Origin of the sequence: Streptomyces sp. ITFR-6, assembly GCF_031844725.1 — a bacterium.
Lineage (GTDB): Bacteria > Actinomycetota > Actinomycetes > Streptomycetales > Streptomycetaceae > Streptomyces.
On the sequence record NZ_CP134612.1, the window covers coordinates 7,602,011 to 7,616,868 of the forward strand.

General features: G+C 69.3%; 12 protein-coding genes. All 12 read right to left on the reverse strand.

The genetic code is table 11. The features are described from left to right. Positions 1-10: 10 nt before the first annotated feature. Positions 11-1,834: an asparagine synthase (glutamine-hydrolyzing) gene (gene asnB, locus RLT59_RS34520; protein ID WP_311307030.1), complete on the reverse strand. Its 1,824-nt coding sequence runs from the start codon at positions 1,832-1,834 to the stop codon at positions 11-13. Between the two features lie 18 nt (positions 1,835-1,852). Further along, on the reverse strand, positions 1,853-2,998 hold the full coding sequence (locus tag RLT59_RS34525; protein WP_311307031.1) for a GNAT family N-acetyltransferase: 1,146 nt from the start codon (positions 2,996-2,998) through the stop codon (positions 1,853-1,855). Continuing rightward, positions 2,995-3,414, reverse strand: coding sequence for an aspartate 1-decarboxylase (panD, locus tag RLT59_RS34530; protein ID WP_311307032.1), 420 nt, complete (start codon positions 3,412-3,414; stop codon positions 2,995-2,997). The genes RLT59_RS34525 and panD overlap by 4 nt, the downstream gene beginning before the upstream one ends. 40 nt (positions 3,415-3,454) lie before the next feature. Next, positions 3,455-4,816 (reverse strand): DUF6002 family protein, encoded by a 1,362-nt coding sequence (locus RLT59_RS34535; RefSeq protein ID WP_311307033.1) that lies wholly within the window; start codon positions 4,814-4,816, stop codon positions 3,455-3,457. Between the two features lie 92 nt (positions 4,817-4,908). Further along, positions 4,909-6,003 carry a branched-chain amino acid aminotransferase gene (locus RLT59_RS34540; RefSeq protein WP_311307034.1) on the reverse strand — a complete coding sequence of 365 codons (1,095 nt, stop codon included), beginning with the start codon at positions 6,001-6,003 and terminating at the stop codon, positions 4,909-4,911. 27 nt (positions 6,004-6,030) lie between these two features. Then, a complete protein-coding gene (locus tag RLT59_RS34545; RefSeq protein WP_311307035.1) occupies positions 6,031-6,405 on the reverse strand; it encodes a nuclear transport factor 2 family protein in 375 nt (124 codons plus the stop codon). A gap of 32 nt (positions 6,406-6,437) precedes the next feature. After that, positions 6,438-9,404: a non-ribosomal peptide synthetase gene (locus tag RLT59_RS34550; RefSeq protein ID WP_311307036.1), complete on the reverse strand. Its 2,967-nt coding sequence runs from the start codon at positions 9,402-9,404 to the stop codon at positions 6,438-6,440. A gap of 77 nt (positions 9,405-9,481) precedes the next feature. Beyond that, positions 9,482-10,777: a glutamate synthase-related protein gene (locus RLT59_RS34555; RefSeq protein ID WP_311307037.1), complete on the reverse strand. Its 1,296-nt coding sequence runs from the start codon at positions 10,775-10,777 to the stop codon at positions 9,482-9,484. After that, positions 10,774-11,790 carry an asparagine synthetase A gene (locus tag RLT59_RS34560; RefSeq protein WP_311307038.1) on the reverse strand — a complete coding sequence of 339 codons (1,017 nt, stop codon included), beginning with the start codon at positions 11,788-11,790 and terminating at the stop codon, positions 10,774-10,776. Before RLT59_RS34560 ends, RLT59_RS34555 begins: the two co-directional genes overlap by 4 nt. Continuing rightward, positions 11,787-13,151 (reverse strand): methylaspartate mutase, encoded by a 1,365-nt coding sequence (locus RLT59_RS34565; RefSeq protein ID WP_311307039.1) that lies wholly within the window; start codon positions 13,149-13,151, stop codon positions 11,787-11,789. Before RLT59_RS34565 ends, RLT59_RS34560 begins: the two co-directional genes overlap by 4 nt. Continuing rightward, positions 13,148-13,603: a cobalamin B12-binding domain-containing protein gene (locus tag RLT59_RS34570; RefSeq protein WP_311307040.1), complete on the reverse strand. Its 456-nt coding sequence runs from the start codon at positions 13,601-13,603 to the stop codon at positions 13,148-13,150. Before RLT59_RS34570 ends, RLT59_RS34565 begins: the two co-directional genes overlap by 4 nt. A gap of 31 nt (positions 13,604-13,634) precedes the next feature. Beyond that, a complete protein-coding gene (ccrA, locus tag RLT59_RS34575; RefSeq protein ID WP_399126597.1) occupies positions 13,635-14,834 on the reverse strand; it encodes a crotonyl-CoA carboxylase/reductase in 1,200 nt (399 codons plus the stop codon). Between the last annotated feature and the right edge of the window lie 24 nt (positions 14,835-14,858).

Here is a 14,858-nt window from a genome sequence, read left to right on the forward strand (position 1 = left end):
AGTCGGGCCCTCATGCGGTCAACGAGACGTTGTAACCGCGCATCCAGCGATCCACCTCGATCAGGGGCAGGAGCAGGTGCAGGTTGTCCGCCATCGTCATCATCTGGCCCTGCCCGGAGGCGAGTTCACGGATCTTGGGCACGTCGAGTAGCCCGGCCAGCGGCGAGTCGCCGTCGTCCAGTACGGCGTCCAGCGCGGCGCGGACCGCCTTGGCGTGGGCCGGCGAGAAGGTGGCGGGGTAGGCGCTCTTGCGGCGTTCGAGCACCTCGGCCGGGAGCAGGTCGGCGACAGCGGCACGCAGCAGGCTCTTCTCGCGGCCGTCGGCGACCTTCATCTTCCACGGCACGTTCCACACGTACTCGAGGAGCGTGTGGTCGCAGAACGGCACCCGCACCTCCAGGCCCACGGCCATGCTCATCCGGTCTTTGCGGTCCAGGAGATAAACGAGCGGCCCCTGCAGGCTCAGGTAGAGCACCTCGCGCATCCGGGCCTGAAGGCCTGACTCGCCCGTCAGTCGCGGGACACGGGCGCGGAGCGTGGCGTAGCGGTCGCGTTCGTCGTCGTCCGGGCGGATCCGGGCCCGGACGTCGGGTGCCAGGCAGTCGGTGAGCCGCGGGCTGTTGCCGAGCCAGGGGAAGGTGTTACCCCAAACGGTGTCCTGATCGAAGAACCAGGGGTACCCGCCGAACACCTCGTCGGCCGCCTCCCCGGACAGGGCGACCGTGGACCGCTCCCGGATCGCCCGGAAGAGCAGGTACATGGAGGAGTCGAACTGGCCGAGACTGGGCGTGTCCCGTGCGAGCAGCGTCTCCGGTACGACCCCAGGCAGCGCCTCCGGGTCGAGCATCAGTGAGGTGTGCTCGACGCCCAGGTGCGCGGCGGCCGCCAAGGCGAACGGGGTGTCGCGTTCGGGGCGCAGGGCAGTGGCGCGGAAGTCGTCGTCGGCGCCCTGGAAGTCCACGGAGAAGGAGCGCAGCCCCGGCGGCTGGTGTGCGGCGGCCATCGCGGTGATTGCCGACGAGTCCAAGCCGCCCGACAGCAGCGTGCACAGCGGCACGTCCGCTATCAGCTGGTGGATGACGACGTCCTCCAGGATCTCGCGGACCCGGGTCGCGGTGGTCGCGGTGTCGTCGTGATGCTCCCGGCTCACCAGCCGCCAGTAGGGCGTCTCGTGGGCGCCCGCCCGGTCGAAGCGCACCATGTGGCCCGGCTGCACCTGACGCAGATCCGTGAAGGGCGTCTCCCACGGCATGGACAGGCGGGGGTTGAACAGGATGGGGAGCTTGTCCTCGCTGGTGCGGGCCGTGAACAGCGGGTTGGCCAGGACCGCCTTGGGCTCGGAGCCGAACAGCAGGCCCCCGTCGTAGACGTGGTAGTACAGGGGCTTCACGCCGAGCCGGTCGCGCACCAGGAGCAGTTCCTCGCGGCCAGCGTCCCAGATCGCGAAGGCGAACATCCCCGTCAGGTGATCGACGAAGGCCGCGCCCCACTCCAGATAGGCGTGCAGCAGGACCTCGGTGTCGGACACCGTCTCGAACCGGTGCCCGCGTGCCGTCAACTGGGCCCGCAGCTCACGGAAGTTGTACACCTCACCGCTGTACGTCAGCACCACCGGCGCCCCGGTCGCACGCGGGTGGACCACCATGGGCTGCTTGCCGCCCTCCAGGTCGACGATGGCAAGACGTCGGTGACCGAGGGCGACGTGCGGGGCGAGCCACACCCCGTCCGAGTCCGGGCCCCGCCGGTGCAGGGAACCGGTCATCGCCTCCACGGTCTGCCGTTCCAGGGTGAGGTCCCGGGAGAAGTCTATCCAGCCGGCAATGCCGCACATCATGCGCTCCTGGTGCAATCGTCAGGGAAGGTTCGGGTGGACGGCGGGCGGCTGCCGCGCGGTGTCCGGGAGGCCTGCGAGGAAGTCGTCGAAATGGACGAGGCGCTGCCCCCGTACCCCGGGACAGTTCCAGCGCAGGTCGAGCCGGGGCGGACGGTCCTCGTCGTGGAAGTAGACCGCCTCGAAGCCCTGCTCCTGCCCGAACGCGAGGACGGGGTTGGCGGCCAGGAAGTCGCGGACCGACGGGCTGTCCCGGCGGACCCGCAGCATGAGCCGCTTGCCCGCGAAGTGGTTGCCGGGCAGGGCCACTTCAGGGTGCATCTTCCGTTTGAACTGGAAGATCCCCTTGCTCAGGAACGGCTCGCACCCCGACAGGTCCACCCGGGTGAGGCCGTGCTCGGCCGCCCATTGCAGGATCAGCACATACATCGCCAAGTAGGTCCCGGAGGCGTACGCCTCATCATCGCCCCGGGCCACGCCGGCCAGGCGGACGACCAGCGTCCGCCCTTCGAGCCGGCACAGCATCCCCGCCACCCGGCGGCCCGACTCGCACAGGAAGAACAGCACCCCGCGCCGGAAGAGACACACCAGCGCACTGTCCCGGTCCTCCGAACGGGCGGCATCACCATGCCTGTTCACCATGGTCGGCCGGTGCATGCCGTCGTAGAAGAACGCGAAGTCGTCCCCGCCGGCGGCCACTTCGAGCGTACGGTGGTGAGAGCGCAGTTCGCGCGCATGCTGCTGCCGTGCCTTGCGGGAGAGCCTGCCGAGCACGTCCTGCGGGTCGGGTCCGACCGGCACGGCCAGAGTGACCCGGAACGGCAGCAGCAGGCTGTGCCGTGGCAGCCGGGCCGGGACGCGGTCGCGCAGCATCCCGACCGCGAGGATGTCGGCACCCGGGGCAGCCCGGCCGTGCATCAGATCGGCCCACGTCGTGCCCCGCCGGGTGCGCTGCGACGCCGTACCGCGCCGCTGCTCCAGGAAAGGCAGTACGTGCGTCAGGCCCTGGGACAGACCGCCGTACGCCAGCACCGGGCCGGCACCGTCCGGCCGGGACAGCGTGACCCGGGGCCGCGCGGCGAGAGCGGCATCGGCCAGGGTGTGCGCCCGGACGACGCGAGGGTCGGCGCTGTTGTTCCAGACGTACCGCCAGGTCGGTGGGATCACCCCGCATCCACCGTGTCCCCGGCGGTCAGACCGGAGCCGGCGGGAGCGGACGCGAGGGCGGCGTCGCGGCCCACGACACAGTTCTCCTCGTCCACGAACACCACGCTGGGCACGAGCTTGGCCGCCTCCTCGTCGGGCACCGTCGCGTAGGCGATGACGATGACGAGGTCACCGTTCTGGACGAGGCGGGCCGCCGCACCGTTGACGCCGATGACGCCACTGCCGCGCGGCCCCTCGATCACATACGTCTCGAGCCGGTTGCCGTTGTTGATGTCCACCAGGTGGACCAGCTCGCCGGGGAGCAGATCGGCGGCGTCCATCAGATCGGCGTCGATGGTGAGTGAGCCGACGTAGTTCAGATCGCACTGGGTGACCGTGGCGCGGTGGATCTTGGATTTCAGCATTGTACGGAACATGGATGTTCCCTCTCGGGCCGGTAGGCCGGTCGGGCCTGGGCTAGGCGTGGGCGGCCGCGAGCACGACCTTGGCGAGGTCGTCCGCGGTGGCAACGCGCGTGAGGTGTTCGTCCCGCAGCGGGGCGAGCAGTTCGTCGCTGTAGTAGCCGGAGGCGTGCACCACCACGTCGGTGTCTGCCGTGATCAGGCCACGTTCGCGGGCCACGAGCACACCGGTGATTGCCTTGACCAGGGACCACTCGCGGATCAGGGTTGGGTCGGCGGCGAGCGTGATGCCGGCGTCGGCGGCGAGCGATCGCACCTCCTCGAACTTGTCGAGGCACTCCCGGCGGGACACCACGACACCACCGCCTCCGTGCCGGGCGACGATCTCGTTGACCTGTGTCCGTGTCGGCGGTTCCTTGGTGTAGAAGGTGGCGTCGATCACCTCCTGCGGGTGGTCCGTGACCGCGGGGAACTCGGCCGCTGTGGACTGCCGCCAGAGCCCGGACTCCTCGTCGTGGGTGTACTCGGGAACCTTCATGCCGAGCAGGCTGGTCACCATGTCGGCCGTGGCGAGCTGCTGGACCAGGAAGAACCCGGGGTGCCGGGCGGGCGTCGGCAGGCCGGTCGCACCGTCGCCGAGCAGCTGGTGCCCGAGGTGGTAGCCGAGCAGGCCGAAGGCGCTGGAGACGGCGTGGGCGTGGAGGCGTGGCGCGGACTGCTCGGTGACGGGCAGCAGTTCGGCCTCCACAAAGGCGCGCGCCGCGTCCGCGATGCGGTAGTTGTCGAGGTCGAGGGTGTACCAGATCCGGAAGCCAGTGGTGTCGAAGACCTCCGCGGCGGACCGTTCGACGATCTCGCTGCTGAGCAGCTTCACATCGCCCGGCCGCTCGACATCGGCGACCACCACGGGATTCGCCGTCCGCAGCGACGGCTCGGCGGTCAGTGGGCAGTCGCGCAGCTTGGACCGCGACGCCTCGGGGGCGAGGATGACGATCCGCAGCTCGTCGGGAGTGGCCAGGCCGGTCTCGTAGGCGCGGGCCACCGCGTCGCGCAGCGCCGTCCCCTTGTTGCCGGAGGTCGGCGTGACCAGCAGCACCCGCTCGCCGGTGCGGCGGATGTGCGCGGCGGCGCGGGCGATCATCAGCAGCGACGCGACCGTCTTCGTCGTCCGCGCACCCGGATTGCGCATCAGGTCCAGCAGGTACAGCTGCGGCCGGACCTGGGTCAGGCCGACATCCGTGACCTCGGTGAACCTGGTGAACGCGGCTGGTTTCGCGTCCATCTCCAGAGGGATCAGCGGTGGCGCGGTACGCACGGCAGCGGTCTTGCGCGCGGCCGCCTGGATCTGCTGGAAGTACCGGTCGAGTACGTTGCGCACGACCTGGCCGGTGACGGCCGCCTGGCCCACAGCGGGCATGAGGGATCCACTCCTTCGGGAAGCTGTTGGATTCGCGACGATGACGTCGTTCATGTCGTCGATGGGCACAGAGCCCTGCCGGACGGGGCGGCTCAGTGCCCGGCGCGGCCCGGCCCGGCCGGAGAGTGCAGCCAGCCGTCCGGATCCGGGGCCAGCCCGTGGTGCAGATCGGTCAGCGCCCTGCGCAGCGCCAGCGTGACCGGGCCCGGCTTGCCCTCCCCGATGGTCCAGGTGCTGCCGCGGTCCACGACGGTGCTGATCGGGGTGACCACGGCGGCCGTTCCGCAGGCGAACGCCTCGGACATCAGGCCCGCGTCGCACTCGGTACGCCACTGGTCCAGGGCGATGCGTTCCTCCACCGCGTCGTAGCCGAGGCGTTCGGCCAGGGTGAGGATCGTGGTCCGCGTGACGCCGGGCAGCAGGGTGCCGGTCAGCTTCGGAGTGACCACCTGAGCCTGCGCTCCCTGGCCACGGACCAGGAAGAGGTTCATCCCTCCCATCTCCTCCAGATAGCGCCGCTCGGCGGCGTCCAGCCAGAGGACCTGCTGGCAGCCCGCGGCTTCCGCCTGACGCTGGGCCAGGAAGGAGGGGGCGTAGTTGGCGGCCACCTTGACGTCACCGGTGCCGCCGGGGAAGGCGCGGCTGTACTCATGGCTCGCGAAGACCGAGACCGACTCGACGTCGTCACCGAAGAAACCGCCGGCGACAAAGGCCATGACCAGGAACCGGTACGTCCTCGACGGTCGCAGCATGAGCGACGTGTCGGTCCCGAACATGATCGGCCGTACGTAGATGCTGTGGGCGGGATCGTCGGACAGGCTGCCCTCGTCCGCGTTGATCAGCTGATCGATGGCCGCCACGAAGGTCTCGACGGGCAGCTCGGGCATGGCGAGCCGCTGGCAGGAACGCTGGAAGCGCGCGGCGTGGTCGTACGGACGCCAGACACCCATCGAACCGTCGGCGCGCCGGTGGGCCTTCAGCCCCTCGTAGGCGACCTGACCATAGTGCAGGCCGATCATCCCGGGGTGAACGGACAGGTTCTCCAGCGGAGTCATCCTGCCCTCGGACCAGCCTTCGCCCTCGGTCCACTCCATGCTGATCATGTGCTCGGTGAACGACTCGCCATGGCCAGGGTGCCGCACCACACGGCTGGGTGAGGCGGTGCTCGGTTCGGATATGGCGGACATGTGGGCGGCTCCTTCGGAAGGGTGGTCTCAGACGAGAGGGGCGAAGAAATAGGTGTCGCGGCTGGAGAAGAGGCCGTCGGGACACACGGTGAAGCTGTCGGCGAAGCGCAGGTGCACCGGGGTGCCGTCGTGCAGCTCGCCCTGGAACTCGCCGAACACACCGACGGTGTGACCGTCCGTGAGCAGCGTGGTCAGAGCGTGCCGGCCGGCGCGGATAGTCCGGTCCCGGCCGTAGAAGCCGCGCAGGCCCTCGGGTCCGACCATGAGGTCGTAGCCCGGCCGCCGGTATGCGCCGTCGGGGGCGAACAGAGCGGCCAGGCCGTGCACGTCTCCGCTGTCGACCAGGTCGTAGAAGCGGCGAACCGTGCGGATCGCGAGCTGTTGGTCGGGAGCGGTGGTCACTGTCGTCGTACCTCCTCGATGCGGACGGGTGGTCATGAGTTGCCTCGGCGGCGGGCGGTCAGCACGGGTCCGGCGGTGCGGGCCGGTGCGAGCCGGCCGACGAGGACGGCGACCGTGGGCGCTTCGAAGACCGACTTGATGGACAGCTCCGCCCCGAGAGCCAAGCGGACCCGGTTGATCAGCTTGGTGACGTGCAAAGAGTGACCGCCCAGCTCGAAGAAGCTGTCGTCGATGCCGACCCGGTCGATTCCGAGAACCTCGGCGAACAGGTCGCACAGCACGGCTTCCTGCTCGGTGCGCGGTTCACGGCCGTCTCCGCGCGGAGCGAGGACGGGGACCGGCAGGGCGCGGCGATCGAGCTTGCCGGTCGCCGTCATGGGGAGCGCGTCCACCGGGACCACCGCGGACGGCACCAGGTGGTGGGGCAACCGTTCGGCCAGGAACGCACGGACCGCCGCGGGATCCACACCGCTGCCGTCCCGGGCCACGACGTACGCCACCAGACGCTTGTCGCCGGGCACGTCCTCCCGCACGACGACCGCGGTACGCACCAGCCCCGGGTAGTCGGCCAGCGCCGACTGCACCTCACCGGGTTCGACCCGGAAGCCGCGGATCTTCACCTGGTCGTCGGCACGTCCCAGGTACTCCATGACTCCGTCGGCCCGCCAGCGCACCAGATCGCCGGTGCGGTACATGCGTTCGCCGGGCGGGCCGAAGGGGCAGGCGACGAACCGCTCGGCTGTCAGGTCCGGCCGGCCGAGATACCCGTGGGCGAGCCCCACCCCGGACATGTAGAGCTCACCCACGGTCCCCGGAGCCGCCAGGGCGAGGCTGTCGTCCAGCACGTACAGGCGCTTGCCGTGCAGGGCCCGCCCGACCGGGATGGAGGCTCTGGCACCGTCCCCGGCGGTGATCCGGTGGGCCAGGGTGAAGATCGTCGACTCGACCGGCGAGTAGCCGTTGATCAGCCTGATCTGCGGGAACTCCCGCACCAGCCGCATCACATGGTGCACCGACGCGGCCTCCCCGCCGGTCATCACCTGCTGCAGGCCGGTGAAGGTCGCCGGGTGCTCGTCCAGCAGGAAGTTCAGCAGGCTCGCCGACACATGCAGCGTGGTGATGCCGTGCTCCCGGACAAGGGAGGCGATGACCGCCGGTTCGGGGCGCCGCCCCGGCTGGAGCACACACACGCCGCCAGAGAACAGGGCACCGAACAGTTCGAGCGCGAAGGCGTCCCAGGACACGGGCGAGCACTGAAGCCACACCTGGGAGGGCTCCATCGCCGCGAAGTCCTGGCCCAGCATCGTGCCGACGATCGCGCGGTGCGGAGTCACCACGCCCTTGGGCGCGCCCGTCGAGCCCGACGTGAACATCACACAGGCGGCGTCCTGCGGGTCGGCACGGTGCCCGAGCCCCTGGGCCAGCTGCCGGGCGATCGCCTCCGCGTCGGCGTCGACATGCACGAGCAGATCGGGACGCACGGGCAGCCGCCCGGCGAACTCCGTCCCGGTCACCACGGCCCGGGCAGAGGCGTGGGCGAGCAGCGCCTCCACACGAGCGACCGGCAAGTCGGGGTCGAGCATCGTGTACGTTCCACCCGCCTTGAGCACGGCCAGCACAGCGACCACCAGCTCGATTCCGCGCTCCAGATACACCCCGACGACATCGCCGCGCCGCAGCCCGGCGGCGACGAGGTGGTGGGCCAGCCGATCGGCCCGCACATCCAGCTCGCGATACGACAGCCGCTCCCGCTCGAAGATCAGGGCGTCGGCGTCCGGCCGCTCCGCCGCCCGCTGCTCGAACAGCTCATGCACCAGACGGTCTGCCGGCTGCCGTGCCGGTGAGCCGTTCCAGTCGACCAGCAGCGTCCGGTGCTCGGCGTCCGACAGCACCTCCAATCGGCTCAACGGCCGCTCCGTGTCAGCGAGTGCCGCCTCCAGGAAGCGAACCAGACGATCCGTCAGGGCGACGATCGACGATCGGTCGAACAACTCGGCGGAGTACCTCACCGAGATATCTATGCCGGCCGCGGACCCGTCCGAGTGGTGTCCCTCGGAGAGCTCCATGACGAGATCGATGGCGGTGAGGTTCAGGTCGAGCACCCGCGCCTCGGCTGCCAGGCCAGCGAACTCGACCTGCGCTGTGATGAGTTCGCCGGGGGCCAGCAGCACCTGGAAGAACGGGTGGCGGGACGGGGGACGAGCGGGTGCCAGTTCCTCCACCAGACGCTCGAAGGGCACGTCCTGGTGGGCCTCGGCCTTGACGGCGGTCTTGCGGACCCGCGCGACGAGTTCACGGAACGAGGGGTCACCGGACACATCGGTGCGCAGCACCAGGGTGTTGACCGCGCCAGCCATGTCTCGTCCGGGAGCGGGGGTGCCCAGGGGAATGTCTGTGCCCACGCCCAGCCGGGACAGCAGGCCCGCCATGGCTGCCTGGAGCACCAAGAACACCGGCACCTGATGCTCCTGCGCGAAAGCGATGAGCCGTTCGTGCGGTCCGGCCCCGATCCGTCCCGCATGAACCGCGGCGCGCAAGGACGGCGAGGCAGGGCGGGGCCGGTCGGTGGGCAGGGCCAGCTCTTCGGGGAGATCGGCCAGGACACGGCGCCAGTGCGCGAGTTGCCGCGACAGCTCGCTCCGCCCGTCGGGCACCGGTGCCTCACCACAGAGGCGCACGTCAGGCGTGCCGCCCTGGCACCGCGCGGTGTAGGCCGCGGCCAGATCGCCGAGCACCTGATCGAGCGACCCGTACGCACCGGCCGGGTGCCGTGTCACCAGCAGCACCACATGGTCCTCGGCGCTCACCGAGAACAGCTGAGCGTGCACGGACGCCTCGCCCGCTCGCACGCAATCGCGCACGGCCGCTGCCAGAGTGTTGTGAAGGTCCTCCTCGGAGCAGTGGTGCACCGCCCGGGGGAGTCGTGTCTCCGGTACGAGGTCAGTCACCGCGTCCCGCAGGGCGTCCACGTTCAACGGTCCCCGCAGCCTGATGCTCAACGGGACGGTGCTCTGCGGGCGGGGACCCTCCGGTAGGTCGTGAAGCCAGAGCCGGGCCTGATCGAAAGCTGGTGGAGTCATCGAAGATTTCCCAAGGGGCAGCCGGTCAACTGGTCGCGGGAGCCGCCGCCGAAGGCGGGCACGGGCCATAGATCCTCGGGCCCCAGGGAAGCGGGGGCGTACTTGCCCAGCGCGCTGATCAGCAGCCGCAGTTCGAAGGCCAGACAGGACACCAGGCGGGTCAGTCCCGCCGCCGGATCCTCATCTACGGCGATGAGCGCCGAGCGCCCGAGTCCGACGGCGGTGGCACCCAGAGCCAGGCACTTGACGGCTCGGCTGCCCTCCCACATTCGGCCGGAGGCGAGCAGGCACGCAGCACGGTTCCCGATCCGGGCCAGGCCTTCGCCCAGCGGCAGTCCGACCTGGCCGATCGTGGCGAGGGGGGCCCAGCCGGTGCCGCCCTCCGCCCCGTCGAGGACGACGGCGTCGGCGCCGGCTTCCCACGCGGTGGCCGCGGCGTGCGCGATGTCCCGCCCGGGATGCAGCTTCACCCATACCTTCACCCGGGGGAAGTTGTTGCGCATCAGCCGGATCTGCTGGCGCAGGATCTCCTCCGTGAACGTCCCCGCGCTGCCCGACCGCAGGACCTCATCGGCGTCCGGGCCGAAGATCTCGTCCATCGCGAACTGCTTGTCCATCTGCGCGGCGGCCGAGCGGTTCAGCAAGGTCATCCCTCCGAGGCCGGGCTTGGCCCCCTGACCGACCTTGAGCTCGAACGCCAGCCGCCCGCTGTCCAGCAACGGCCTGGCGGACGGGTCGCTGTAGACGAGGTTCCACACCTCGGCATCGGCGTCCTCGGTGCTCTGCTGGATCACCAGCCCGCCGTAGCCGTCCGGCAGTTCCTCCTGGTAGGCGGCGAGCCGGACGAGGACACTGCGACGGGTCTGCTCACCGGCCCTGCCGTAGCCCGTCACGGGCACGATGTTTTCGCCGATGGTCATCGGGATTCCCAGACGACCGGCCTGCCGGCCGGCATTCAGCACCTGCTCCGTGCCGGCGGCCCTCGTCGATCCGAAGGCGGACACGTAGAGCGGCAGAGTGGAGCGCAGGCCACCGAGCACCGTGTCCAGGACCACGTCGCTGTGCAGGGGTTCCCGGCCGAGTTCGAGCAGCTTCTCCAGGCGCTGCGGCATGAACACGGGCGGGGTCAGCCGCATGCCGTCCAGGGGATCGCCGGTGCCGGCGGGCGCCGGGGCCGAGCCGAAGAGGCGCTGTCCGTAGTCCCGCCGGTCGGGGAAGGCCGCCGCCATGCCCTCGCGAGCGCGTCTTCGGACCGCTTCCTCGTCGAAGCCGTGGGTGTGCAGATCGGTCACGGCGACACCACTCCCGGCAGCTTCGGGAACGCGGACGCTTGCCAGACACTGTCGAGGCCGGCGATGTAGCGGGTGAACCGCTCCAGGCCGATCCCGAAACCGGCGCTGGCGGGAATGCCGTCGCGCAACAGGTCCAGATACCAGCCGTACTTGGCCGGGTTCTCGCCGGTCTCTCGGATGCGGCTGACGATGCGCGTGTAGTCGTACTCCCGCTCACTGCCGCTGCACAGCTCGCCGTAGCCTTCCGGGGCCAGCAGGTCGAAGTTGCGCAGCACACCCGGTTCGGTCTGGCTCTCACGGTCGTAGAAGCCGCGTGACCCCTTCGGGTAGTCGGTGACGAACACCGGCTGGCCCAGGTGGCGGGACAGCAGCGCCTCACCCGACCATTCGATCTCGGTGTCCGTGTTCTGCGCATGGCCCAGTCCCCGGAGCTGCTCCAGGGCCTGAGTGTGTGTCATGGCCGGAAACGCCTGTGTGACCAGCGATTCGAAGGCCGAGGGATCACGTCCCAGGGTCTCCAGCTCCGCCGGCAGATCGGCGATCACCCGCCGCACGATCTGCCGGACCAACTGCTCCAGAACACCGGTGATGTCCTCGCGGGAGGCACCGGCCATCTCGACGTCGATCTGATGGAACTCGGCGAGGTGCCGGCTGGTGTTGGTGGTCTCCAGCGGCTCCAGGCGAACATTGGGCGCGATGTAGAAGATCTTGTCGTACGTCAGCAGCGAGGCCTGCTTGTAGAGAATCGCACTGGTCATCAGCTTGTACCGGTGGCCGTAGAAATCCACGTCCACCTGCTTCGAGCCACGGGTCCCCGGGTCGGTCACCGGGCCGATGATCGGCGGCAGCATCTCCACGAACCCGGCCCCGGTGAGGTGCTCACGGGCCACGGCCAGCATGTGCCGCTGGACGGCCAGCACAGCCCTGGTGATGTCCGAGGTGAGGTGCTGCCGGAGCGGACCGGGGGACGGCAGCGGCTGCTCGAGCAGCGCGGACTCCGGAACATGCGTCATGAGACGGATTCCTTCTCGTGTCGGGTTCGAGTGACTCGGGAGATCGTCGCGCCGGCCAGAGCGAGCTGGTCGTAGGTGCGCTCGGCGAAGGAGAGGGAGCCAAGCAGGTCGGCGGACGAGAGCCGGACTCGGCCGTGGACCGTTCTGCGCACCGGCATCGAGCCGACGTCGCACCAGTGCAGCCGTCCTTCGCCGTCCAGGTAGCTCCGCGTGCGCCCGACGTTGTCCGGATGCAGGCAGTACGGAACGTCCAGCAAGCCCGTCGCGAACGCCTGGACCAGCGCCCTGCCGACGGAGGGGGCGAGAGCAAGAACGGCATCGATGATCGTCCGCGCCTCGTCGAGGATGCCGGTGTTCTCACTGTCGGCCGCTGTGCGCCCGGCCGGTTCACGTGCGGCGGCTCGCGCGGCGAGCTCCAGGGCCGCGACGTTCTCCGCGATGTTCGGGATCCGGTACGCCTCGGCGGCGGTCTTGACGATGAGCCGGGCCGCACCGGTCCGCACCGCCAGCCGAGCGGCGTCCTCCAGGAGCAGCGCGGCCCCGGCGGACGTACGCGGAAACACCCCCATGTACGCGTAGAGAACGACGTGCCAGTCCATACCGCCCAGCAGTTCCCCGGCGATGGTGGCGAGCGCGGCGATCGCCTCTTCGTCCTGCGTGGCATTCGTCTGCTGCGCATAGCTGAGCGAGACGCTGCACAGCCCGTGCTGCTTGAAGAAGAGCGCCTCCAGCACCGACAGAGCGACCAGCAGACCGGGCGGGCACAACTGGCCCATCATGCAGCCACCGAACGTCTCCAAGTGCGGCTCGGCGCCTGTCTGCTGTAGCCGCGCGAACATCTCACAGCAGCGAGCCCAGTCCGCGACGGACTGCTCCAACGGGTTGCGGCTGTACGGCAGACAGTAGGAGACCGGGCCGCCCTCGGTGGCGGCTAGTCCCGCAGCCGTCAAGGCCTCGAAGATCGCGTAGGGAGAAGGCGAACCGTGCCGGACCTGGACCGGGAAGTCCGGGCCGGCGATCCCTTCGATGACGTCGAGCGTGGTGGCGGTGCCGTGGGCCACGATGGGGTAGCCGTTGAGCGCCACGCCCTCGGCCAGCGAGCGACGAGCGAACTCGTGGGAGTCCAGGCGGGTATAGCTGTCCAGCGTGATCGTGCCCACCGTAACCGCGTCGGCCTGCCGAGTGGCCAGCAGCCCGGACCGCATCAGCTGCGGATCACTCATTCCCATCCGCGGTTGGACCACCAGATGACCGGCGCGCTGAGCGGCGCCGACGAAGGCCCCGAAGGACCTGATCGACGGCCCGGTGCCGGGCCGGCTGCCGAGGTGCCGCACGGGCCGTGCGTGATCGCCCCCGCTCATCGCGTCACCCCGGACGGCAGCGACTGGACGAAGTCACGGAAGCTGACGATCCCGGCACTCTCCTCGAAGACCGCGTCGAAACCGGCCTCGATCAACTCCCGGGAGCCGCGCCCTTGTTCTCCGCCAGCGATGCCGAGCTTGCCTCCGATGACGAGGGGTGTGGCGTGCAGTTCGGGGCAGTCGCGCAGCAGCCTCACCACGCGCTTGCCGTCGACGAAGCCGTGCCCGTTGACTGTGGAGACCACGATCAGATCGGGACGCCGGGCACGACATTCGTCGACCACCAGCTGGTCGGGCACACAGGCGCCGAGGTTGGTCACCCGGTGCCCCAGCTCTTCGAGGAGGAGCTGTAGGTAGACCAGATTCCACGTGTGAGCGTCCGAAGCCACGCTGGTAACCACGACGTCCAGGCCCGCGATGTCGGGTGGATGCGCGTAGAACTGCAATTCCACAGTCGTTTCCCGTCGAACGGCTTGACCTGAACTAATTGCTTGCGCCGACCAACGCGGCGACATTGCCCGGTGCCTGTACACCTTCGAGAAGGTGCTGATGGGCCTGGCCGATCTGGTCGAAGGTGTAGGTGTGGCCGAGATGGGGAGGCAGAAGACCCATGTCGACCAGACGTGTTACGGCCTGGCACTCTCGCGGATTGGCGAAATGAGACCCCTGGAGCCGCTTCTGTCGCATCCAGAGATATCTGAGGTCAACGTCGACATCGAAGCCGGACGTGGCACCGCAAATCACGATCATCCCACCCGGGGCGCACACGAAAACTGACGTCGGTATGGTGTCGCTGCCAGGATGTTCGAACACTATCTTGGGAGACGCCTTTTCGCCAAGGATATTCCAGATCTCCCGCCCGAAGGCCCGGAGATCGGCGGCCCATCGTTTGTGTTCCTCGGTACCGGCTGGCGGGACGCGTCCCCAATGGTGGTATTCGGTGCGGTCGATGACTCCCGCGGCGCCCAACTTCAGGCAGTACTCGGCCTTCTCCGGAGACGACACCACGGCAATGGGCTTTCCTCCCATCTGGAGCGTCAGGGAGATGGCCATCGAGCCGAGCCCGCCGGACCCGCCCCAGATGAGGACTGCGTCCCCGGGCTGCACCGTGTTGGGCGGCCAGCCGTTGAGCTGCCGGTACGCCGTAGCACCGGTGAGCAGGTACCCCGCCGCCTCCGCCCAGTCGAGCCGCGCGGGCTTGTGCAGACACTGGAACTCGGCCACCAGCGTGAACTGGGCGAACGACCCCCAGTTCAGTTCGTACCCCCACACCTGCTGCGACGCCGCGAGCATGGGATCGACGCCCAGCCGGACGTCGGGGTCGTCCTCTTCCCACCGGCAGCCGGAGAGCACGACCTCGTCGCCCACCTTGACTCGTCGTACTCCGGCTCCGACCTTCCAGACGATGCCGGAACCCTCCGAACCGCCGATGTGAAACGGCTCATTGCTCCCTTGCTTCTGGCGCATCGCGACGACATCGACGGGCTTGCCCTTGGCGGCCCAGACATTGTTGTAGTTGATTCCGGCGGCCATGACCGCGACCAGAACGAATCCCGGCGGAACCTCGGGGGTGTCGACGACTTCTGTCCGGAATGCCGTTTCCGGATCGCCGTACCGCTCGGGACGAATCACCGACGCGTACATGGAGCGGGGAACGGTCCCGAGTGGGGGCAGATCGCCCACCTCGTACAGAGTGCTGGTGCTCGA